Source organism: Mesorhizobium sp. WSM4833 (genome assembly GCF_055811095.1).
Window position 1 is genome coordinate 493,814 of the sequence record NZ_JBVVQG010000001.1, and the last position, 19,984, is coordinate 513,797.

The 19,984-nt window shown below is 63.4% G+C and carries 20 protein-coding genes; 10 read left to right on the plus strand and 10 right to left on the minus strand.

Features of this window, described 5'->3' with window-relative positions:
* The first annotated feature begins 32 nt into the window (after positions 1-32).
* The gene (locus tag AC0L2D_RS02430; protein WP_473540268.1) at positions 33-950 is read left to right on the plus strand and encodes a DMT family transporter; all 918 of its coding nucleotides are present in this window, start codon (positions 33-35) and stop codon (positions 948-950) included.
* A 439-nt stretch (positions 951-1,389) separates the two neighbouring features.
* Here the strand turns inward: AC0L2D_RS02430 and metF are convergent, their stop codons facing one another.
* Complete coding sequence (gene metF / locus AC0L2D_RS02435) at positions 1,390-2,307, minus strand: methylenetetrahydrofolate reductase [NAD(P)H] (RefSeq protein WP_013530934.1); 918 nt, start codon at positions 2,305-2,307, stop codon at positions 1,390-1,392.
* Positions 2,304-3,326, minus strand: coding sequence for an ArsR/SmtB family transcription factor (locus AC0L2D_RS02440; protein WP_024501485.1), 1,023 nt, complete (start codon positions 3,324-3,326; stop codon positions 2,304-2,306). Before AC0L2D_RS02440 ends, metF begins: the two co-directional genes overlap by 4 nt.
* 122 nt (positions 3,327-3,448) lie before the next feature.
* Here AC0L2D_RS02440 and tsaA point away from each other — a divergent pair, with 122 nt between their 5' ends.
* Positions 3,449-3,985 carry a tRNA (N6-threonylcarbamoyladenosine(37)-N6)-methyltransferase TrmO gene (gene tsaA / locus AC0L2D_RS02445; RefSeq protein ID WP_473540270.1) on the plus strand — a complete coding sequence of 179 codons (537 nt, stop codon included), beginning with the start codon at positions 3,449-3,451 and terminating at the stop codon, positions 3,983-3,985.
* The gene (locus tag AC0L2D_RS02450) at positions 3,982-4,296 is read left to right on the plus strand and encodes a DUF2293 domain-containing protein (RefSeq protein ID WP_013530931.1); all 315 of its coding nucleotides are present in this window, start codon (positions 3,982-3,984) and stop codon (positions 4,294-4,296) included. Before tsaA ends, AC0L2D_RS02450 begins: the two co-directional genes overlap by 4 nt.
* A gap of 6 nt (positions 4,297-4,302) precedes the next feature.
* On the opposite strand, the gene AC0L2D_RS02455 is transcribed toward AC0L2D_RS02450, so the two are convergent.
* Entirely contained in the window at positions 4,303-4,800 is a 498-nt protein-coding gene (locus AC0L2D_RS02455) for a hypothetical protein (RefSeq protein WP_473540272.1), read from the minus strand.
* 157 nt (positions 4,801-4,957) lie between these two features.
* Between AC0L2D_RS02455 and AC0L2D_RS02460 the strand changes: the two genes are divergently transcribed.
* Together AC0L2D_RS02460 and AC0L2D_RS02465 are read left to right on the plus strand one after the other, a co-directional pair.
* Positions 4,958-5,923, plus strand: a complete 966-nt coding sequence (locus tag AC0L2D_RS02460) for a D-amino acid aminotransferase (RefSeq protein WP_275952718.1) — start codon at positions 4,958-4,960, stop codon at positions 5,921-5,923.
* 129 nt (positions 5,924-6,052) lie between these two features.
* On the plus strand, positions 6,053-6,892 hold the full coding sequence (locus AC0L2D_RS02465) for an SDR family oxidoreductase (protein ID WP_473540274.1): 840 nt from the start codon (positions 6,053-6,055) through the stop codon (positions 6,890-6,892).
* Positions 6,893-6,939: 47 nt separating this feature from the next.
* Here the strand turns inward: AC0L2D_RS02465 and AC0L2D_RS02470 are convergent, their stop codons facing one another.
* Positions 6,940-7,557: an MOSC domain-containing protein gene (locus AC0L2D_RS02470; RefSeq protein WP_473540275.1), complete on the minus strand. Its 618-nt coding sequence runs from the start codon at positions 7,555-7,557 to the stop codon at positions 6,940-6,942.
* Positions 7,558-7,754: 197 nt separating this feature from the next.
* Between AC0L2D_RS02470 and AC0L2D_RS02475 the strand changes: the two genes are divergently transcribed.
* Positions 7,755-8,321 carry a methyltransferase family protein gene (locus tag AC0L2D_RS02475; RefSeq protein ID WP_473540276.1) on the plus strand — a complete coding sequence of 189 codons (567 nt, stop codon included), beginning with the start codon at positions 7,755-7,757 and terminating at the stop codon, positions 8,319-8,321.
* A 10-nt stretch (positions 8,322-8,331) separates the two neighbouring features.
* On the opposite strand, the gene AC0L2D_RS02480 is transcribed toward AC0L2D_RS02475, so the two are convergent.
* The 4 genes from AC0L2D_RS02480 to AC0L2D_RS02495 form a co-directional block, all read right to left on the minus strand.
* Complete coding sequence (locus AC0L2D_RS02480; RefSeq protein WP_027160654.1) at positions 8,332-9,453, minus strand: beta-ketoacyl-ACP synthase III; 1,122 nt, start codon at positions 9,451-9,453, stop codon at positions 8,332-8,334.
* 142 nt (positions 9,454-9,595) lie between these two features.
* Positions 9,596-10,363 carry a trans-aconitate 2-methyltransferase gene (tam, locus tag AC0L2D_RS02485; RefSeq protein ID WP_473540278.1) on the minus strand — a complete coding sequence of 256 codons (768 nt, stop codon included), beginning with the start codon at positions 10,361-10,363 and terminating at the stop codon, positions 9,596-9,598.
* Between the two features lie 43 nt (positions 10,364-10,406).
* A complete protein-coding gene (ettA, locus tag AC0L2D_RS02490; RefSeq protein ID WP_013530923.1) occupies positions 10,407-12,056 on the minus strand; it encodes an energy-dependent translational throttle protein EttA in 1,650 nt (549 codons plus the stop codon).
* A gap of 164 nt (positions 12,057-12,220) precedes the next feature.
* A complete protein-coding gene (locus AC0L2D_RS02495; protein ID WP_473540279.1) occupies positions 12,221-13,228 on the minus strand; it encodes a ribonuclease T2 family protein in 1,008 nt (335 codons plus the stop codon).
* 183 nt (positions 13,229-13,411) lie between these two features.
* Here AC0L2D_RS02495 and AC0L2D_RS02500 point away from each other — a divergent pair, with 183 nt between their 5' ends.
* The 3 genes from AC0L2D_RS02500 to AC0L2D_RS02510 all read left to right on the plus strand — a co-directional run bounded on the left by AC0L2D_RS02500 (position 13,412) and on the right by AC0L2D_RS02510 (position 17,265).
* Positions 13,412-14,344: an alpha/beta fold hydrolase gene (locus tag AC0L2D_RS02500; protein WP_063172503.1), complete on the plus strand. Its 933-nt coding sequence runs from the start codon at positions 13,412-13,414 to the stop codon at positions 14,342-14,344.
* A gap of 99 nt (positions 14,345-14,443) precedes the next feature.
* Positions 14,444-15,619, plus strand: a complete 1,176-nt coding sequence (locus AC0L2D_RS02505; protein WP_027160659.1) for a CaiB/BaiF CoA transferase family protein — start codon at positions 14,444-14,446, stop codon at positions 15,617-15,619.
* The gene (locus tag AC0L2D_RS02510; protein WP_473540280.1) at positions 15,616-17,265 is read left to right on the plus strand and encodes a thiamine pyrophosphate-binding protein; all 1,650 of its coding nucleotides are present in this window, start codon (positions 15,616-15,618) and stop codon (positions 17,263-17,265) included. The genes AC0L2D_RS02505 and AC0L2D_RS02510 overlap by 4 nt, the downstream gene beginning before the upstream one ends.
* A gap of 211 nt (positions 17,266-17,476) precedes the next feature.
* Here the strand turns inward: AC0L2D_RS02510 and AC0L2D_RS02515 are convergent, their stop codons facing one another.
* Both AC0L2D_RS02515 and AC0L2D_RS02520 read right to left on the minus strand, forming a co-directional pair.
* Positions 17,477-17,917: a CHRD domain-containing protein gene (locus tag AC0L2D_RS02515; protein ID WP_013530918.1), complete on the minus strand. Its 441-nt coding sequence runs from the start codon at positions 17,915-17,917 to the stop codon at positions 17,477-17,479.
* A 154-nt stretch (positions 17,918-18,071) separates the two neighbouring features.
* Positions 18,072-19,355, minus strand: a complete 1,284-nt coding sequence (locus AC0L2D_RS02520) for a cystathionine gamma-synthase family protein (protein WP_473540281.1) — start codon at positions 19,353-19,355, stop codon at positions 18,072-18,074.
* A 125-nt stretch (positions 19,356-19,480) separates the two neighbouring features.
* On the opposite strand from AC0L2D_RS02520, the gene AC0L2D_RS02525 reads away from it, so the two are divergent.
* Positions 19,481-19,939 (plus strand): Lrp/AsnC family transcriptional regulator, encoded by a 459-nt coding sequence (locus tag AC0L2D_RS02525; protein ID WP_024501498.1) that lies wholly within the window; start codon positions 19,481-19,483, stop codon positions 19,937-19,939.
* The last annotated feature ends 45 nt before the right edge of the window (positions 19,940-19,984 follow it).

Here is a 19,984-nt window from a genome sequence, read left to right on the forward strand (position 1 = left end):
TGGCATTCAGGCCGTCTGGGAGGGCGACTCACATGGCAATAGCCGCGACATCAGCACCGCGCGGGCCGATGGTGCTCAAGGACTGGGGGCAGCTCCTGCTGCTCGGCGCGATCTGGGGCGGCTCGTTCTTCTTTGCCCGCATCGCGGTGGCGGAACTTCATCCGCTGGTGCTGGTGCTGTTTCGCGTCGCCATCGCCGCGATCGCGCTACAGATCTATCTCGGCCTGCGCGGCCCGTCCTTCCGTCTCGCGCTTCCGCATGCAGGCCTGTTCTTCCTGCTGGCGCTCACCAACAATGTGGTGCCCTTTTCGCTGATCTTCGCCGGCCAGACGGAGCTTGGCGCCGGCGTCGCCTCGGTGCTCAACGCGACGACGCCGTTCTGGACATTGATTCTCGCCAATACGCTGACATCGGACGAAAAGCTCTCCTGGAACAAGCTCGCCGGCATTGCGCTCGGCATCGCCGGTACGGCCGTCATGATCGGCCCCGGCCTGCTTGCCGGGCTCGGCGGCCCCGTCTGGGCCAAATTCGCGCTGATCGGCGCTTCGCTGTCCTATGGCATTGCGCTGATGGTCGCCCGCCGCTTCAAGGGCGTGCCCTCGCCGGTCGTCGCCACCGGGCAGTTGACCGCTTCGACCATCATCATGATCCCGATCGTGCTCTTCACCTACGGCCCATCCGGCCTGTTCTCGGCCTCGCCGCCGGTCTGGGCGGCGGTGCTGGCGCTGGCACTTCTGTCCACAGCCGTCGCCTACATCCTCTATTTCAACCTCGTCGCCTCGGCGGGCGCTACCAACGCCTCGCTGGTCACGCTTGTCGTGCCGGCCAGTGCCATGCTGCTCGGCTTCCTGTTCCTAGGCGAGCGGCTGGAGCTGTTCGAAATCGGCGGGGTGGTGCTGATCGCGCTCGGCCTCATCACCATCGACGGGCGCGTCCTTGGAAGACGTTAGCGCGTCCTTTGAACCCCCACATCGCCGCGAAAGTCGCATTCGACTTTCGCGGCGGTAGCGCTGCCATGACACGGCAGCGACACGAGCCGGCCACATTTTATTCACAGGTCTGAAGTCGGTATTTGCCTAGGAGTTTCAAAGCCTAACGGCAAAAGACATGTCGCGGATTTCACAATCACGTCGCAATGCAGCACATTTTCCGCTTGCCTGTGGCACAAATGAACCTAGACTCCATGACATAGCTCTTTAAGAGGAGGCTATGTCATGGGACTTACGAGGCCTATCAACGCATTGATGATCTGTGCTGCGTTCGCCTTTATCGGAGCCCTCATTATGGGCTTCCTTCCCTGACCGCCAAAGCGGGGAAGACCAGCACCCAAATAGTCCAACCAATTCAAAAGGCCGGGTTTTTCCCGGCCTTTTGTTGTTGAGCCCGACCTCATGCCGCGGCTGATCCGGCGGCCGCCGCCTCGTGCGAGCGAATACCGATCATATGGCAGATGGCAAAGACCAGATCGGCGCGGTTCATGGTGTAGAAGTGGAAATCGCCGACACCGCGCTCGACCAGGTCCATGACCTGTTCGGCTGCCACCGCCGATGCCACCAGCGCATGCGTCTGCGGGTCCTTGTCGAGGCCTTCGAAACGCTCCGCCAGCCAGCCGGGCACATGCGCGCCCGCCCTCGCTGAAAAGTTCGCGACCTGCTTGAAACTGTGAACCGGCTGGATACCCGGCACGATCGGGATGTAGATGCCGGCGCGGCGGACGCGCTCGACATAGCGCTCGTAGAGATCGTTGTCGAAGAAGAACTGGGTGATCGCCCGCGTCGCGCCATTGTCGACCTTGCGCTTCAGCATCTCGATGTCGGTGGCGAAATCGGGGCTTTGCGGATGCTTTTCCGGGTAAGCCGCGACGGAGATGTCGAAATCCGCGATCGTCTTGAGCCCGGCGACCAGTTCCGCGCCATTCTCGTAGCCACCGGGATGCGGCCGGTAGGGCTCGCCAACTCCGGAGGCCGGGTCGCCGCGCAGCGCCACGAACCGGTTGATGCCGATCGATTTGTAATCCTGGATGACCGCATCGACCTCGTCGCGCGTTGCCCCGACGCAGGTCAGATGCGCCGCTGCAGGAATACCGGTTTCCGTCAAGATGCGCTTTACAGTGCGCGCGGTGCGCTCCCGTGTCGAGCCGCCGGCGCCGTAAGTCACCGAGACGAATTTCGGCTTCAGCGGCTCCAGCCTTGTGACCGTCTCCCACAGCCTCGCTTCCATCTCGTCCGTCTTCGGCGGGAAGAATTCGAAGGAAACCCTGACCTTGTCGCCGATGTCGGGGCGGCGGGAAAAGCGGAACTGGTTCATGCGATTTCCCCCATCGAGTTCGCTTTGGCCTGCCTTGTGTCGTTGGAAGGATCGGCAATCAGCAGGCGCCGATCGCGGCCGAGCCAGAGTTTCACGGTGAGCCTCGCCTCATTGCCACCGCGCGGCTCGAACTCCTGGGAATCTTCGAGATCGAGGCCGGCTTCCGAAAACCAGTCGGCGATCTGCCGGTCGGAAAAGCCGAGCCGCATATGCGCATGCTCCTCGCGCAGGAATTCCAGCGCATGCGGCGCGAAATCGACGATGACCAGGCGTCCTGCCGGACGCAAAAGCCGCGCCGCCTCGTGGATGGCGCGGGCGGGATCGTCGAGATAGTGCAGCACCTGATGGATGGTGACGAGATCGAAGGCATCGCGCTCGACCGGCGGCGCGAAGATGTCGCCCTGCCGAACCTGCGCGTTCGAAACGCCGGCCTTGTCGAGATTGGCGCGCGCCACGGTCAGCATCTCGCGCGACATGTCGATGCCGACACCGCGCCGATAGAGCGGCGAGAAGATTTCGAGCAGCCGCCCGGTGCCGGTGCCGAGATCGAGCATCGACTGGAACGGCCGCTTGCCGACCAGTTTCAGCATTGCGGCTTCGACGGCGCGGTCCGGCACATGAAGCGAGCGGATATGGTCCCAGCTTGCCGCATTCACGGAAAAATACTCGACCGCCCGGTCCTGCCGCTTGCGCTTGACCGAGGCCAGGCGCTCAAGATCGCGCTCGACCTGCGGATCGGCGCCGCGAATGCCGGAAACCAGGCCCATGACGAAGTCACGCGCGGAATCCGCATCCGACAGGCGGAAGAAGGCCCAGGACCCTTCCTGGTAGCGGCCGATCAGCCCTGCCTCCAGAAGCAGCTTCAGGTGCCGCGAAACGCGCGGCTGCGACTGGCCGAGAATTTCGGTAAGATCGGAAACGGTGAGGTCACCGCGCGACAGAAGTGCCAGTATGCGCAATCGGCTGGATTCGGCCGCCGCCTTTAACGTATCCACCATAGTGTCGAGCGAGACATGCATCAGCGTATTCTCTTTGAAAAGATATAAACATATGTTTATGTCAGTTTTCGAAACCTTGCAAGCGCTATGTCGCTTCCGGACAAGAAAATGCCGCTTGTGTGGCGTTTTAAGAGACATGGGCCATGACTGGACCGCGTGAGATGTTCGAGGCCCGCGAAGGCGAGCAGAGGCTGGAAAACGATCCCGCACTGATGCCGCCGGATGACGGCATCGTCTTCATCGGCCGCATTGCCTCGCCGTGGACGACGCGCGAAACCTGCCCGAAGAACATGCGCGCCGCGCGCGAGACCGGGCAGAAGGCAGTGCTGACCATCGACGCGCCCTATCGAAATGGCTTACGGGGGCTGGAGCGCGCCAGCCACGTCATCATCCTGTCCTGGCTGCATCACGCGCCGCGGGACCTGATTGTGCAGAAACCACGCCATGCGGCCGAAGCAAAAGGCGTATTTTCGCTGCGCTCCCCTGCCCGCCCCAATCCAATCGGGCTGCATGTGGCCAGGCTCGTCGGGCTCGACCAAAACACCGGCCGCATCGATCTCGACGCCATTGACGTGCTCGACGGCACTCCGGTCATCGACATAAAACCCTATTTCGCCTCGACCGACGCTATATCGGAGGCGACCATCGAAGGGCGCGACGAGCCCGGGGTTCGGCGATGACGGCGCCCACCGGTCGCCGCCGCGCCATCGCCAAGGCGCTGACAGCACTTCTGCCGCTGGCACCCTATGCCGACATGGAGAAGATCCGCGGCGACGCCGGCGCGGTCCACATGAAGACCTTACCACCAGGCATCGCCGTATGGCTGGCGACGATTGCCCATATCCGCCACATGCACACAGATTACGAGAAACTGCTGAGCGAAGGTTACGACCGCGACTCGGCGCGTTTCTTCGTCATCGAGCAGACCAACGTCGTGCTCACTCGCTGGCGCGCGACGCGCCTGCTCGACGCGGATGACGAGGAGGAATGACCACGGCTACTTCCGCTTAAGCACTGCGACCGCATTATAGGGCTGACCATCGGCCTGGCCGATCCAGGTCCAGGACAGATTTTCCTTGAAAAACCTGACGGTGATGTTGCCGCCGTCGATGCATTTGTCCTGACCGTAGGTGATGCTCTCGTGGTATTCCGCCGAAATGCCGTCCCTGGACGTCTGTGACAGCAATCCGCCGCAGCCGAGTGACGGATAGTCGATCGACGCGCTGCCATCGTTGATGGTCATGGCGATCGGCCAGTCGGCCCCGGCGTCACCCGCCGGGCTTTGATGGCCGCTGCCGACCCAGGTGCCGCTCAGCGACGGCACCGCGCAAGGCAGGTTCTGGAAGATCGGTGTCAATTCGCTGCCGGTTTTCTCGCAGCGATAGGTCTGCCCGCCCTGGCACAATTCCTCGCCTTCGCGCGCGCACTGGGCGCTGGCTTCGCCCGCGGCGGCGAACATCGTCATGGCTGCTATGACGGCCCCAAGCCTGCCCATCTTCCCCCTCCCGTTCAGAGCGCGCAATCTAAGGCAATTCCGATCCAATGTATCGGCGAGATCGTCATCGAGGCCGAACAGCACCGGGCGGGTGGCTCTATGCGTTCTGCCCTGCGCCGATAGCCTGCTGACTCGCCTTGCGTGACAGGAGGCCCCGATGAGCCACACGGCGACGACACAGGACGAGAAGCAACTGCCCGCGGTTGGCGACCGCCATGTCGACCCGCATTCCTACCCCGACGGCATCGCCTTTCTCGACGGCCAATACCTGCCGATGTCGCAGGCCAAGATCTCGGTGCTGGACTGGGGTTTTCTGCATTCCGACGCCACCTACGACACCGTGCATGTCTGGAACGGCCGCTTCTTCCGCCTCGATCTGCATCTCGACCGCTTCCTCGGCGGGCTGGAAAAGCTGCGCATGACCATTCCCTTCGACCGCGACGGCGTGACCGAAATCTTGCACAATTGCGTAGCGCTGTCCGGTCATCGCGCCGCCTATGTCGAAATGCTGTGCACGCGCGGCGCCTCTCCGACCTTCAGCCGCGACCCGCGCCAGGCGGTCAACCGCTTCATGGCCTTCGCCGTGCCGTTCGGCTCGGTCGCCAACGCCGAGCAGCTGCAGCGCGGCCTGCGCGTCGCCATCAGCGACAAGATGCGTATTCCGCCGGCCTCGATCGACCCGGCGATCAAGAATTACCACTGGCTCGATCTGGTGCGCGGCCTCTACGATGCCTATGACCGCGGTGCAGAGACCGCGTTGCTCCTCGACTTCAACGGCAATGTCGCCGAAGGCCCGGGCTTCAACGTCTTCTGCGTCAAGGACGGCAAACTGTCGACGCCGGCCACCGGCGTGCTGCCCGGCGTCACCCGCCGCACCGTCTTCGATCTCTGTGCAGAAGAAGGCCTTGCCGCCACGGCGACCGATCTCAGCGTCACCGCATTGCGCGAGGCCGACGAGGTGTTCATCACCTCCACTGCGGGCGGCATCATGCCGGTGACGGAGATCGACGGCGCGGCGATCGCCAATGGCAAGGTCGGACCGATCACCAGCCGGCTGATGGCGCGCTACTGGCAAAAGCACGATGACCCGGCCTGGTCGTCTCAGGTGAATTATCCCCGATAATTCAGGCGTCTTTGTCAAAAGATTCCCGTCGCCTCTGGAAAATCAGAGGATCGACCGTATATGCCCGAAAGCGGAGAAGCCTCCGCTTTCATCCAAAATCACGCCCGCAGGGGCAAGGACTCCAAGATCATGACAAACAAGGTTTGGTTCATCACCGGATCGTCGAAGGGCTTTGGCCGCGTCTGGGCCGAGGCTGCACTCGCCCGAGGCGACCGCGTCGCGGCAACCGCCCGCGATGCTGGCACGCTCGCCGATCTCGTCGAGAAATACGGCGACAGGGTTGCCGCGATAAAGCTCGACGTCACCGACAAGAAAGCCGTCGATGCCGCTGTCGCCGAGGCGCACAAGCGTTTTGGCCGGCTCGACGTCGTCATCAACAATGCCGGCTACGGCCATTTCGGCGCCATCGAGGAGGTCAGCGAACAGGAAGCTCGCGACCAGATCGAAACCAATGTCTTCGGCGCTCTGTGGGTCACTCAGGCCGCACTGCCGATCATGCGGGCACAGCGTTCCGGCCACATCATCCAGATCTCGTCGATCGGCGGCGTCAATGCCTTTGCCTCGCTCGGCCTCTACCACGCCTCGAAATGGGCGCTGGAGGCCTTCAGCCAGTCGCTCAGCATCGAGGTCGCGGAATTCGGCATCCATGTGACGCTGGTCGAGCCGGGCGGTTTCTCCACCGACTGGGCCGGGCCGTCGGCCAAGGTGTCCCAGCCGATCGAGGCCTATGCGCCCGCCCGTGCCAAGATGGCCGAGCGCCGCGCCAATTCGGTCGCCGGCGATCCAGACGCCACCGGGCCGGCCATGCTGGCCATTGTCGACGCCGCCGAGCCGCCGCTGCGGGTATTCTTCGGCGATGGCGGCCTGCCGATGATCAAGCAGGAATACGCCAACCGCATTGCCACCTGGGAGAAGTGGGACGACGTTTCCATCATGGCGCAAGGCGTGAAGAAGAACCGCAAGGGCTGAAGTCCAGCGCTTTTGCTGCGCCGCTCCATGGGCGGCGTAGCCGGCCCTCAGGCTTGATAAATCCACTGCTCCGGCACGCGCAGCGATATCTCTTCGCCTGCCCTAACCGTGCCTGGCTTCTCTACCCAGGCGACAATGCCGCGCAGCCGCTTCGCCGCTTTCGGGAACAGCAGCGCGCCGGCTTCGACGTCGGCCATTCCGGCGTTCTCCGCGATCGACCGGCCGGCGATGCGGCACGGGCCATTCTGCGCGTCGACCTTGACTGTCACGCCGCCCTTGAAGAACAGCAGCGTGCCGGCCGGCAACATGGAGAGGTTCGGCACCCCTTCGATCACCAGATTGGCGCCGATCCACTCCGGCCTGATCTCGGCCAGATCCATGCGCTCGGCGACAACCGCCAGCTCGTCCGCTGCCACGATGGACAATTGCCGCTCGTTGCGCATTTCAGTGCCGCGCGGATACCAGGGCTCGCGCCCGCCCGAGCGCCGCGTCGGTCCGGCATGGAAATCGCCTGATATGCCGTCGAAACCCAGCCGCAATTCGTCCACCGGGCGCGTCTGAAAATGATCTGCCGGCGCCACGTAAAGCGCTGCCGCCCTGGCGGCAAGCTTTCGCGCGGCGATGATTTCAACCGGCTTTTCAGCCTCGGGGAAGAGATCCGGCATGGCGTTCTTTCCATTCGTCATCCAGCGAGTTAGCCGGGCGCGCTTCGCGGCGTCCAGTCGAAAGTGCTGATCGTCCGATCAACAGCACCGATAGGATCGCGATCACGCTTTTCTTACCTGTCATCGATCTCGCACCGCATTGCCGGCGCGCGGTGCCGGTTTCATAGTGACGTCCAGACGGTTTGCGGAGGCTGATCATGCGACCTGTGACGGCGATCACGTTGCTTTGGTTGATCTGGGCAGGAAGCTGGGCCGTCGCCGCTTTGTGGTCCGACCCTGCCCAGAAGCGCGCCGGGTTCAAGGCGGAGGCCCGCTATCGGGGTCTCTGGGTAGCCGGCGCGGTGCTGCTGTTCATTCCGGCGCACGGCTATGAAGGCCGGCACAGGCTGTGGATGCCTGATCTCCCCGAAGCCTGGATCTGTGTCGCCCTGATCGCCATCGGCATCGCCTTTGCCTGGTGGGCGCGCCTGCATCTCGGCAGGCTGTGGTCGGGCACCATCACCGCCAAGGCCGGGCACCGTGTCGTCAACACCGGCCCGTATGGCCTTGTCCGGCATCCGATCTACACCGGATTGCTGCTGGCGATCCTCGCCACCATGGCGGCCAAGGGCACCGTCTGGGGCATAGCCGGAACCGCGCTGCTCATCATCGGCATCGTGACGAAAGCCAGGCTGGAAGAAAATTTCCTGCGCGGCGAACTGGGCAGCGCCTATGACGACTATGCCGCGCGCGTTCCGATGCTGGTGCCGTTCGCACCAGCATGACGCGGCAGCCTCAAAGCATTCTCAGCAGCGCGCCGCCGATCGAATAGCCCGCGCCGAAGGCGCAGATCAGACCGAAATCGCCCGGCTTCATGTCGGCGTGGTTCTCCGACAGCGCGACGATGGCCCCGGCGCCCGCCGTGTTGCCCAGCCGCTCCAGCACCATTGGCGCGCGGTCGTGATCGACCTCGTGGCCGAACGACAGCTTCAGGATCATCGCATTCATCCGCGCATTGGCCTGATGCAGCCAGAAGCGCCTGATCGCCTGCGGCGTCAGCCCGTGCTCGGCGAGGAATTCGACGATGAATTTCTGCCCGGCGACGGTGACTTCCTTGAACACCTTGTTGCCGACCTGCTTGATCAGATTGCCTTCCAGATTGATCATGTAAGGATCATCCTGGGCGGTGCGGGTATGGTAGCCCAGATTGGTGCGGATGTTGTTCGACATCTGCGTCCAGATGCGCGTGTCGAGCACCTCGAAGCGCCCCGGCCGCTTGTCGCCCTTGGCCAGGCCTTCGACCACCATCGACACCGAAGCGTCGCCGAAAATGAAATGCGTCTGCCGGTCGCGGAAATTGAGATGGCCGGTGATGATCTCGGGCGTCGTCACCAGAATGCGCTTGTGCGCGCCCGACCGCACCAAATTGACGGCGATGTGCAAGGCCGCCGCCGCCGAAGAACAGCCGAGCCCCATGTCGAAGCCTGCGCCCTTGGTGCCCAGCGCCTCCTGCATTTCGATGGCGATCGCCGGATAGGGCCGCTGGTGATGCGAGGCCGAGCAGATCACCAGGTCTATATCCGACGGCTGTAGTCCCGCATGCTCGAGAGCCTTCTTTGCCGAGGCGATGCCGAACTCGGCTTCGAGCGACAGCGCATCGTCGGGCCGAGCCGGAATGCGCGGCGACATGCGGGTCGGGTCGAGAATGCCTTCGCGCTCGATGACATGACGGGTGCGCACGCCCGAAGCGTGGACGATGAAGTCGCTATCCGATTTCGCCAGCGGCGGCTCGTCGGTGCCCAGGCGGCGCGCATTCTCCGCGTCGACCCAGGCATTGAAGCTGGCCACCAGCTCTTCATTGGTGATTGTGGCTTCAGGGATTTCAACGCCGATGCCGCTGATGATGACGCGATGCATGTCCAGTCCGTCCCATCCGCAAGCGTTGCGGGCTTCATGTGGGCGCCGGAACGCTCCGGCGCAACAGTTTTCTCACCGCGGCGGTTTACGCCGGCTTAAACCAAAGGTTTAGGCCGGACTGGTCCTCGTGCAACGTGGATAATCAGGCCCGCTTGGCAACGATGAAGATGCGTGGAAAGCGCAAAAGCACCTTACCGCTAGCCGTTTTCGGATAGGCCTTGGCGATCTTGGCCGTGTAGCTTTCGAGGAACATCGCCCGTTCGTCGGAATCCAGCGGATCGAGGAACGGTTTCAGGCCCGTCGACTTCACCCATTCGACGATCGCTTCGGCGTCGGCAAGCGGGTGGTTGTAGATGGTATGCCAGATATCCAGCCGATCACTGTGCGGCGACAGGAGGTCATAGTAGGACGACACCGGCGGCAACGGCCCGCGTGCCGCGCCCTTGAACTTTTCGGCAAACGGCATTTCGGCGGCGGTCTCGCGCATCAGGCGGTGCGAGTCTTCGCCCATATTGTCGGGCATCTGGACGGCCAGCGCGCCGCCTGGCGCGAGGAAACCCATCAGCCGCTGGAAGACTGCGGGATGCTCGGGCAGCCACTGGAACACCGCATTGGCGAAGATCACGTCGACCGGCTCCGCCGGCTGCCATTTGGAGGCATCGGTCAGATCAAAGGTGACCTCGGGCAAGCGAGCCCGCGCCTTCTCGATCATGTCGGGCGAAGTGTCGAAGCCGCTCACCCCAGCATCCGGCCAGCGCCCGACGAGCAGTTCGGTCGAGTTGCCAGGCCCGCAGCCGATGTCGACGACCCGGCGCGGAAAGTCGACGGGCACCTGCGCCACAAGATCCCGCGCGGGCCGCGTGCGTTCGTCCTCGAATTTCAGATACTGGGCGGCGGACCAATCAGCCATTTGAGCTCCTCATGCCGGTTGAGATCGCCGCCCGGAAAACCCCTTACCGCGTCAGCCTCTTGTAGGTCATGCGGTGCGGGTTGACGGCATCTGGCCCGAGGCGGCGGATCTTGTCCTGCTCGTAATCCTCGAAATTGCCCTCGAACCATTCGACATGGCTGTCGCCCTCGAAGGCGAGGATATGCGTCGCCAGGCGGTCGAGGAACATGCGATCGTGGGAGATGATGACCGCGCAGCCACCGAAATTTTCCAGCGCGTCTTCGAGCGCGGCCAGCGTTTCGGTGTCGAGATCGTTGGTCGGTTCGTCGAGCAGCAGCACATTGCCGCCGGTCTTCAACATCTTGGCCAAATGCACGCGGTTGCGCTGGCCGCCGGAGAGGTTGCCGACCTTCTGCTGCTGGTCGCCGCCACGGAAGTTGAACGACGCGCAATAGGCGCGCGTGTTGGCCTCGAACTTGCCGAGCTTGACCACTTCTGCGCCGCCGGAAATCTCTTCCCACACCGTCTTCGACGGATCGAGAGCATCGCGGCTCTGGTCGACATAGCCGAGCTTCACCGTTTCGCCGACGCGCACAGAACCCGCATCCGGCTTTTCCTGGCCGGTGATCATGCGAAACAGCGTCGTCTTGCCGGCGCCGTTCGGGCCGATGACGCCGACGATGCCGCCGGGCGGCAGCTTGAATTCCAGGCCGTCGATGAGCAGCGTGTCACCAAAGCCCTTCGACAGGCCTTCCGCCTCGATCACGACATTGCCGAGCCGTTCGCCGTGCGGGATGACGATCTGCGTATCGCTCGGACGCCGCTTGTCGGCTGCATCCAAAAGGTCCTGGAACGCCTGGATACGCGCCTTGGACTTGGTCTGGCGGGCCTTCGGGCTCGACTGGATCCATTCGCGCTCGCGGCCGATGGCGCGCTGGCGGGCATCGTCCTCGCGGCCTTCCTGCTTGAGCCGCTTGGCCTTGGCTTCGAGGTACTTGGTGTAGTTGCCCTCATAGGGAATGCCGCGGCCGCGATCGAGTTCGAGGATCCAGCCGGTGACGTTGTCGAGGAAGTAGCGATCGTGGGTGATGATCATCACGGCGCCCGGATAGGCACGCAAATGCTTTTCCAGCCATGCCGTGGTTTCGGCGTCGAGATGGTTGGTCGGTTCGTCGAGCAGCAGAAGGTCGGGCTGGCGCAGCAGAAGCTGGCAAAGTGCGACGCGGCGGCGTTCGCCGCCCGACAGCTTGGTGACTTCCGAATCCTTGGGCGGGCAGCCCAGCGCTTCCATCGCCATCTCGACCTGCTGTTCGAGATCCCACAGGTTGAGCCGGTCCATCTCGTCCTGGAGCTTGGCCGACTCGTCGGCCGTCTCGTCGGAATAGTTCATCATCAATTCGTTGTAGCGCTCGATGATGGCGGTCTTGGCGGCGACGCCTTCCATGATGTTTTCGAACACGGTCTTGTCCGGATCGAGCGCCGGCTCCTGCGCCAGGTAGCCGACAGTGGCGCCTTCGGCGAGCCACGCTTCGCCGTTCCACTCCTTGTCGAGCCCAGCCATGATCTTGAGGATCGTCGACTTGCCCGAACCGTTGGGGCCGAGGATGCCGATCTTGGCGTCCGGATAGAAGGAGAGATGGACATTCTCGAGCACCTTCTTGGTGCCATAGGCCTTGTTGAGGCCGGCCATGTGATAGATGAACTGGCGTGCCACGCGCGCTTTCCCTGAAAAACCGACTGGATTTGTCGAATTGAATGGAGGTTGGCCGCTATGTAGGCGATGCGGCGGCGAACGGCAATCGCTTTTGCCAGATCAGGCCAATCACACGGACAAGTGTGGACCGCTGCTCGTGCAGTCTAGGCGCCGTTCAGCCGCCCTTACTGGAACCCGATAGCGTCGACGGTGCCGGTCGGGCAGCCTGCCTTGTTGGTCGGCACCGAAGCCAGCAGCAGGTCCTTGAGCGCGCTGTTCGGGCCGATCGGGCCGGCGAGGCCGAGGGTCAGTTCGCCGATCAGCCGCCTGCCGCTCGACGGATCGATGACGCAGGAAACGCGCACGCGGTCCCCTGCTCCCGCCCCGAAGGCAGTGTCGAAAGCGCCGCGGATCTGGTCGGCCGTCAGCTTGCCGCCGATGTTCTTGGCAAAGAGATCGCGCACCGGCGAACTGTTCACCGCGCGCATCAAATTCAGCGCGTCGGAGAAATAGTCCTGCTGGCTCTTGCCGTAGCAGGTGCCGTGCTTGATCCATTCATGCCGTTCGAGATGGGAGGCCGTTCCAGGCATCACCTGGTCGAGTTCCGTGCGGGTGTTGGCGTCAAGATTGACCGACGGCAGGTCTTTCCAGTGGGCCGGATTGTCGTTGGCCTTGTCGCTCGCCGTCGCCTGGCAATAGAAATTGCCATTCGGCTGCGGCCACAGGCCGTGCAAGGTGAAATGCGTGGCGTCGAAATCGCCGGCACTTTGTGCCCTGCATTCGGTCTTGTTCGACTTTGTCTCGCAAAACGCCGGCTGCCAGCTCAGCGCGAAGACGTATTCTGGCTTCCCCGATGCCGCCGGCTTGCCTTGCCCGTCAGGCGCGGCCGGCACGGTCGCCGCGCTGCTGCCGGAAACATGGCCGCAGCTGACCTTCACCCAGCGGCGCTCCGGATCGGCGCCCGGCACCAGGATGAGATAATGCGTCGGCGCATCCTTGTTGCCGGCAAGCAACTGATAGCTCTGCCCGGCATCGGTCGAGACATTGCCGGGGTTCTTGCCGTTCTTGATCGCTTGCGTCGCCGGACAGGCGGCGTCGGCGACGAAGCTGCCGCTCATCTTCACGTCGGCATGCGCGGCCCCGGCCAGCGACGCCGCCAACATGGCCAATCCGAAAACGACACCGATGCGCATGGAGAATCCCCGGCTGAAGAAGTGGGCGACAGACTGAAGCTGTCTCCATGTCAGAATTGCGATATTTTGCTGACCGAACGCAAGAAACATCGTCGCGAAAAGCGGGTTTGCCGGATTGACGCATAATGTGGGCCGGCGCAAACAAAGCCAACGACGACAAAAGCAGGGGCGGGATCAGGCGGCATGTCATTCAGCCAGCAGCGCGTGGTTGCCTCGCCGACCGGTGCCGAGCTCAATCTTTTCGTCAGGCAGGCCGATGGCCGGGCACGCGCCGTCGTCCAGATCAATCACGGGCTAGCCGAGCACGCAGCGCGCTATGCCCGCTTTGCCGATTTTCTTGGCTCGCGCGGTTTCGACGTCTATGTCCACGATCATCGCGGCCACGGCGCGACCAAGGCGTCCGACGCTCCGCTCGGCAGGTTCGCCGACAGGGACGGTGCCGCCAAGGTGATCGCCGACGTCGACGTCATCCATGATCTCATCGCCCGCGAACGGCCAAACAGACCGGTCATCCTGTTTGGCCATTCGATGGGTGCGTCGGTGGCGCTGAACTACCTGTTGCGCCACTCGCCACGCGTTCACGCGGCAGCAATCTGGAATGGCAATTTCTCCCAAGGCCCGCTTGGGCAGCTTGCGCTCGGCATCCTTGCCTGGGAACGGATGCGGCTCGGCTCCGACGTGCCATCGCGCCTGCTGCCGAAACTCACCTTCCAGGCCTGGGGCAGGGCGGTGCCCAATCACCGCACAGTGTTCGACTGGCTGTCGCGCGACGAAGCGGAAGTGGCGAAATACATTGCCGATCCCTTGTGCGGCTGGGACGCTTCGGTGTCGATGTGGCGCGACGTCGTCGGTATGGCGCTGAACGGCGGCAAGGATGCCGGCTTTGCCGGTATCCGGCGCGACCTGCCCGTCAGCATCGTCGGAGGCGAGAAGGATCCGGCTTCCGACTATGGCAAAGGGATCACCCATCTTGCCAATCGCATGCGCAAGATGGGCTTTTCGAATCTGGTTTCAAAGGTTTACGCCGACACCCGCCACGAAAGCCTGAACGAGGTGAATCGCGACATTATCATGGATGATTTCGCCGCCTGGGCCGACGAAGTCCTCAAAGCGTGACGGATTGGCCCATTGCAAGAGCCGTGACAGCCGTTGCAGGGCTTGATAGAGGCTCTGCTTTCGCAGCAATCGCAGTGATTGCGGCAACCACGGTGATCCATGGCTGAGCCCCCGCTGAAAGGCGTCCGCGTCGTCGAACTCGCCCGCATCCTTGCCGGGCCATGGGCCGGGCAGTTGCTTGCCGATCTCGGCGCCGATGTCATCAAGGTCGAGAGCCCCGATGGCGGCGACGACACCCGCAAATGGGGCCCGCCCTTCGTCATGGGCAAGGACGGCGAGAACCTGTCGGCCGCCTATTACCATTCCTGCAATCGCGGCAAGCGCTCCATCGCCATCGATTTCTCGACCCCGGAAGGCGCCGAGACGGTGCGCCGGCTGGTCGCCACTTCGGACGTGCTGATCGAGAACTTCAAGCTCGGCGGCCTGAAGAAATACGGCCTCGACTATGATAGCCTGCGCAAGATCAACCCGCGCCTCGTCTACTGCTCGATCACCGGCTTCGGCCAGGACGGTCCGTACGCACCGCGCGCCGGCTACGACTTTATCATCCAGGCCATGGCCGGCATGATGTCGATCACCGGCGAGGTCGGCCGCGAGCCGCAAAAAGCCGGCGTCGCCATCTCCGACATCTTCACCGGCCTTTATTCGGTCATCGCCATCCAGGCAGCACTGCGCCATGCCGAGCAGACCGGGGAAGGTCAGCATGTCGACATGGCGCTTTTCGACACCCAGATCTCGGCGCTCGGCAACCAGAATTTGAACTATCTCGTCTCCGGCAGATCGCCGGTGCAGATGGGCAATGCGCATATGAACATCGCCCCCTACGAGGTGGTGCCGGTCCGGGATGGGCACATCATCCTTGCGGTGGGCAATGACGGCCAGTTCGCCAAATTCTGCGCTGCCGTCGGGCTGGACGACCTGCCTGCCAATCCCGACTTCGCCACCAATCCCGCCCGGGTCGCCAACCGGGCCAAGTTGCGCGAACGCATGGTCGAGGCGCTGAAGGTTTTTGATCGCGATCCGCTGCTGGCAAAGCTCGAAGCGGCCAGCGTGCCGGCGAGCCCGATCAACACGATCGGCCAGATGTTCGCCGACCCGCAGACGATCGCGCGCGGCATGCGGCTCGACCTGGACGACGGCCATGGCAATCTTCTGCCTTCGGTGCGCGCGCCGATGGTGATGTCGGGCACGCCGCTGGTCTATGAGCGCCCCTCGCCGCGCCTGGGCGAGCACACGCAAGAAATCCTTGCCGAACTGGAGAAGTCTGGACAATGAAGACCGGCGGACAACTCATCGTCGACGCTCTCGAAGCCAACGGCACCGACCGCGTCTACTGCGTGCCCGGTGAATCCTATCTGGCGGTGCTCGACGCGCTGCACGATTCAGCGATCCGCACCATCGTCTGCCGCCAGGAAGGCGGTGCCGCCATGATGGCCGATTGCCACGGCCGCCTGACCGGCAAGCCCGGCATCTGCTTCGTCACCCGCGGCCCCGGCGCCACCAATGCCTCGGCCGGCATCCACATCGCCATGCAGGATTCGATACCCGCCATCCTGTTCATCGGCCAGGTCGCCGGCCACGCCAAGGAGCGCGAGGCTTTCCAGGAGGTGGATTACAAGAGGTTCTTCGGCGACATCGCCAAATGGGTAGTCGAGATCGACGACGCCTCGCGCATCCCAGAATTCGTCACCCGCGCCTTCGCCGTGGCGACATCGGGCCGTCCCGGCCCAGTGGTGATCTCGCTGCCCGAAGACATGCTGACCAGTGTCGTCGAAGCGCCCGTCGCCTTGCCGCACACACCGGTCGAAACGCGGGCCGGGGAAGCCGAACTCGATGCGCTTGAGAAACTGCTGGCCAACGCCAAGCGGCCTTTCGTCATCCTTGGCGGCACGCGCTGGGACGCCGAGGCGGTTGCACAAATGCGCACGATCGCCGAGGCCTGGTCGCTGCCGGTCGGCTGTTCCTTCCGCCGCCAGATGCTGTTCGATCATCTGCATCCGAACTATGCCGGCGATGTCGGCATAGGCATCAACCCGAAGCTGGCCACGGCGATCAAGCAGGCCGACCTCTTGCTGCTGATCGGCGGCCGCATGGGCGAAATGCCCTCCTCGGACTACACGCTGCTGAAAAGCCCCTACCCGGCCCAGACACTGGTCCATGTCCATGCCGATTCCGGCGAGCTCGGCCGCGTTTACAGGCCGGCATTGGCGATCAACGCCTCGCCGTCCGCCTTCGTCGACGCTTTCGCCAAACGCAAGCCGGCCTCCGCACCCGTCTGGGCAGCCGAGACGCCAAAGCTGCATGCCGCCTATCTCGACTGGTCGACACCACCCGAAAGCGGCCCCGGCCCGGTCCAGATGGGCCCGATCATGAACTATCTCGAAAAGATGCTGCCCGACGACGCCATTCTCACCAACGGCGCAGGCAATTACGCCACCTGGGTGCATCGCTTCCATCGCTTCCGCCGCTTCGCCACTCAAGGTGCGCCGACGTCAGGCTCGATGGGCTATGGCACGCCTGCGGCAGTCGCCGCCAAAGAGCTGTTTCCAGAGCGCACCGTGGTCGCTTTCGCCGGCGACGGCTGTTTCCTGATGAACGGGCAGGAATTCGCCACTGCCGTGCAATACGACCTGCCGATCGTCGTCGTCGTCGTCAACAACGGTATCTACGGCACCATCCGCATGCATCAGGAGCGCGAATATCCCGGCCGCGTGGTGGCCACCGACCTCAAGAACCCCGATTTCGCGGCTCTCGCCCGCGCCTATGGCGGCCATGGCGAAACGGTTGAGAAGACGGCGGACTTCGCCCCGGCCTTCGAACGCGCCCGCGCCAGCGGCAAGCCGGCGATCGTCGAGATCAGGCTCGACCCCGAAGCGATCACCCCGACCCGGACGATGACCCAGATCCGCGACAAGGTTTGAGAGCCGACCGGGGCAAGTCGAGTTCCTTCACGCCCCCTCTGCCCTGCCGGGCATCTCCCCCTCAAGGGGGGAGATTGGCAGTTTCGTCGTCTCGCCCTTCTTCCAACACTGGCGATTGGCGAAACCCGAAGTACATTCGATCTCCCCCCTTGAGGGGGAGATGTCCCGCAGGACAGAGGGGGGCGCTGTCCCGCCAACCTTCAACGGTCAGCTACTTCGCCTTCTCGATCTGGCCGCGGACCTCCCCATTCGGGTTCGCTTTGGTGTGGACGTTGACGTAATACTTGCCGGCCTCAAGGTCAGCCGCCTGGGCATCAGTGAGCGTCTCCGACCCCTTGATCGGGCTCTTGAGTTTTTTGAACGGGATGACAGGGTCGGCGTTTTCACCCATCGCCGCAGGGCCATGGATATGCGCGGCCGTCGCCGGTCCGCTGAGGCCGGAATATTTGACGTTCCAGTTGAGCTTCTTCTTGGTCGTGTCGAAGGTGAAAGTGGCCGTGCCCTTACCCTTCGTGGTGACGGGCGGGCTCTGCTGGCTGCCGTCTAGTGTCGCCTTGAACTTTTCCATGGCTGCCAGGGCCGGCGATGCGAACAGGAAAGCGGTCGAAATGGCCAGCGCCGACAGCGCCGGTAAGAAGGATTGGGTGCGCATGAAGAACCTCCGATTGACTGTGCACGCGTCGCGGCTCCCCGGCGCGCGCATGCGCCAACGGAACGGCCTGGCGGCACAATGTATCCAACCACACGTTTTTGTGATGACGTATAGAGATCCTAGGGGCCGTCCTGTCCGGCTTTAGCGATAGCGGTCAGACCGCCGCCAGCGCCTGCGTCAGGTCGGCGATCAGATCGTCCGGATGCTCGACGCCGATCGACAGCCTGACCGTGGTCTCCAGCACGCCGATGCGCTGGCGCACCTCGAAGGGAATGCCCGAATGGGTCATGGCCGCGGGGTGACTGGCCAGCGATTCCGTTCCGCCGAGGCTCACCGCCAGCTTGAAGATCTGCAATCCGTTGAGGAAGGCGAAAGCCGCCTTCTCCCCGCCCTTGATGTCGAAGGAGAAGGTTGATCCGGCGCCGCTGCATTGCGCCCTGTAGGCGCGGCCGGCCGGCGTATTCTCGCCCAGAAACGGCAGGTAGTGCACCTTGTCGACCTTGGCGTGGTCGCGCAGGAATTCGGCGATCAGCCGAGCATTGTCGTTGGCCCGCTCCATGCGGATCGACAGCGTCTCCAGCGAGCGGCCGAGCATCCAGCAGGAATGCGGGTCGAGCTGCGTGCCGATCGCGCCGCGCAGCGCCTTGATCGGCTTGGTGATAGCCTTGCTGCCCATGGCGGCACCCGCGATCAGGTCGGAATGGCCGCCGACATATTTGGTCAGCGAATAAACCGACACGTCGGCACCATGTTCGATCGGCCGCTGGAACACCGGACCCAGCAATGTGTTGTCGCACACGATGATCGGCGTTGACCCTTGGCTCGCGCCGATCTCGTCGGCGATCTTGCGCATCAGCGCGAGGTCGACCAGGCTGTTGGTCGGGTTTGACGGCGTCTCGATCAGGATGACCGACACGCGGCCTTTCGCGACGGCCGCGTCGGCGGCCGTGCGCACCGCCGACTCATCCACGCCATCCGCGAAACCGACAGCACCGATGCCAAAACCGGAGAGCGTGCGCGTCAAAAGCGTCTCCGTGCCGCCGTAGAGTGGCTGCGAATGCAGGATGACGTCGCCCGGACGGGCATAGGCGAGCAGTGTCGTGGCGATCGCCGACATGCCCGATGAAAACAGGATACAGGCATCCGTCCCCTCATAAATCGCCAGCCGGTCCTCGACGATCTCGCTGTTGGGATGATTGAAGCGCGAATAGACCAGGCCGGAGGCGGTGCCGCTCGGCGGCTCCTTCCTGCCGGAGGTGTAGTCGAAGAAGTCGCGTCCCTCCTCCGCCGACTTGAACACGAAGGTCGAGGTCAGGAACACCGGCGGCTTGACGGCGCCCTCCGAAAGCTGCGGATCGAAGCCATAGCTCAGCATCAGCGTCTCCGGGTGGAGCTTGTGGTTGCCGATATGGCTTTTCGACGGGCGTGGCGCGGTCATGGCTTTTCCTGCCTGTTCGAGTGAAATAGTGAACGGCAATTTATGCGATCTCGTTCCATCAATCCTTGCTATTTTTGGGCTCACATGGCTGCATCCCCGCAACAAATTGCCTGGAGAGACCGAAAATGCAGCAGAAGATAGCCGACGATTTCGACCTGAAAATCCTGCGTGAGCTGCGGGCCGACGCCCGCATCACCAACAACGAGCTTGCCGAGCGCATCGGCCTGTCGCCGTCGCCCTGCCTGAGGCGGGTGCGGCGGCTGGAGGAGACCGGGGTCATCAGAGGCTACACCACGCTGGTCGATCCCTCAGCCTTCGGCTGGAGCATGGTCGCCATCGCCACCATCCGGCTCAGCCGCCAGAACGAAGACGAGATCGTGATGTTCGAGGACGCGATCCGCGGCTGGGAAGAGGTGCTGGAATGCCACCTCGTCACCGGTTCGCGCGACTATGTGCTGAAAGTGGTGACGGGAAGCCTCGAACAATACGAGCGCTTCATCAAGGAAAAGATCGCGCGGCTGAAATGCGTCGCCTCGATCGAGACCAGCTTCGTCATGAACACCATAAAGGAACGGCGCCTCTGACATTTCTGCCGGAGGCGCCGCTTTCTGGATAGATGTGTTGCCGGC

What these genes read in the sequence shown, in the direction of transcription:
- AC0L2D_RS02460 (WP_275952718.1), top strand. Translation starts at nt 4,958, where the DNA reads ATGAGCCACACGGCGACGACACAGGACGAGAAGCAACTGCCCGCGGTT.
- AC0L2D_RS02475 (WP_473540276.1), top strand. Translation starts at nt 7,755, where the DNA reads ATGCGACCTGTGACGGCGATCACGTTGCTTTGGTTGATCTGGGCAGGA.
- AC0L2D_RS02470 (WP_473540275.1), bottom strand. Translation starts at nt 7,557, where the DNA reads ATGCCGGATCTCTTCCCCGAGGCTGAAAAGCCGGTTGAAATCATCGCC.
- AC0L2D_RS02500 (WP_063172503.1), top strand. Translation starts at nt 13,412, where the DNA reads ATGTCATTCAGCCAGCAGCGCGTGGTTGCCTCGCCGACCGGTGCCGAG.
- metF (WP_013530934.1), bottom strand. Translation starts at nt 2,307, where the DNA reads ATGAACCAGTTCCGCTTTTCCCGCCGCCCCGACATCGGCGACAAGGTC.
- tsaA (WP_473540270.1), top strand. Translation starts at nt 3,449, where the DNA reads ATGACTGGACCGCGTGAGATGTTCGAGGCCCGCGAAGGCGAGCAGAGG.
- AC0L2D_RS02520 (WP_473540281.1), bottom strand. Translation starts at nt 19,355, where the DNA reads ATGACCGCGCCACGCCCGTCGAAAAGCCATATCGGCAACCACAAGCTC.
- AC0L2D_RS02505 (WP_027160659.1), top strand. Translation starts at nt 14,444, where the DNA reads ATGGCTGAGCCCCCGCTGAAAGGCGTCCGCGTCGTCGAACTCGCCCGC.
- AC0L2D_RS02515 (WP_013530918.1), bottom strand. Translation starts at nt 17,917, where the DNA reads ATGCGCACCCAATCCTTCTTACCGGCGCTGTCGGCGCTGGCCATTTCG.
- tam (WP_473540278.1), bottom strand. Translation starts at nt 10,363, where the DNA reads ATGGCTGATTGGTCCGCCGCCCAGTATCTGAAATTCGAGGACGAACGC.
- AC0L2D_RS02440 (WP_024501485.1), bottom strand. Translation starts at nt 3,326, where the DNA reads ATGCATGTCTCGCTCGACACTATGGTGGATACGTTAAAGGCGGCGGCC.
- AC0L2D_RS02465 (WP_473540274.1), top strand. Translation starts at nt 6,053, where the DNA reads ATGACAAACAAGGTTTGGTTCATCACCGGATCGTCGAAGGGCTTTGGC.
- AC0L2D_RS02525 (WP_024501498.1), top strand. Translation starts at nt 19,481, where the DNA reads ATGCAGCAGAAGATAGCCGACGATTTCGACCTGAAAATCCTGCGTGAG.
- AC0L2D_RS02430 (WP_473540268.1), top strand. Translation starts at nt 33, where the DNA reads ATGGCAATAGCCGCGACATCAGCACCGCGCGGGCCGATGGTGCTCAAG.
- AC0L2D_RS02495 (WP_473540279.1), bottom strand. Translation starts at nt 13,228, where the DNA reads ATGCGCATCGGTGTCGTTTTCGGATTGGCCATGTTGGCGGCGTCGCTG.
- AC0L2D_RS02480 (WP_027160654.1), bottom strand. Translation starts at nt 9,453, where the DNA reads ATGCATCGCGTCATCATCAGCGGCATCGGCGTTGAAATCCCTGAAGCC.
- AC0L2D_RS02510 (WP_473540280.1), top strand. Translation starts at nt 15,616, where the DNA reads ATGAAGACCGGCGGACAACTCATCGTCGACGCTCTCGAAGCCAACGGC.
- AC0L2D_RS02455 (WP_473540272.1), bottom strand. Translation starts at nt 4,800, where the DNA reads ATGGGCAGGCTTGGGGCCGTCATAGCAGCCATGACGATGTTCGCCGCC.
- AC0L2D_RS02450 (WP_013530931.1), top strand. Translation starts at nt 3,982, where the DNA reads ATGACGGCGCCCACCGGTCGCCGCCGCGCCATCGCCAAGGCGCTGACA.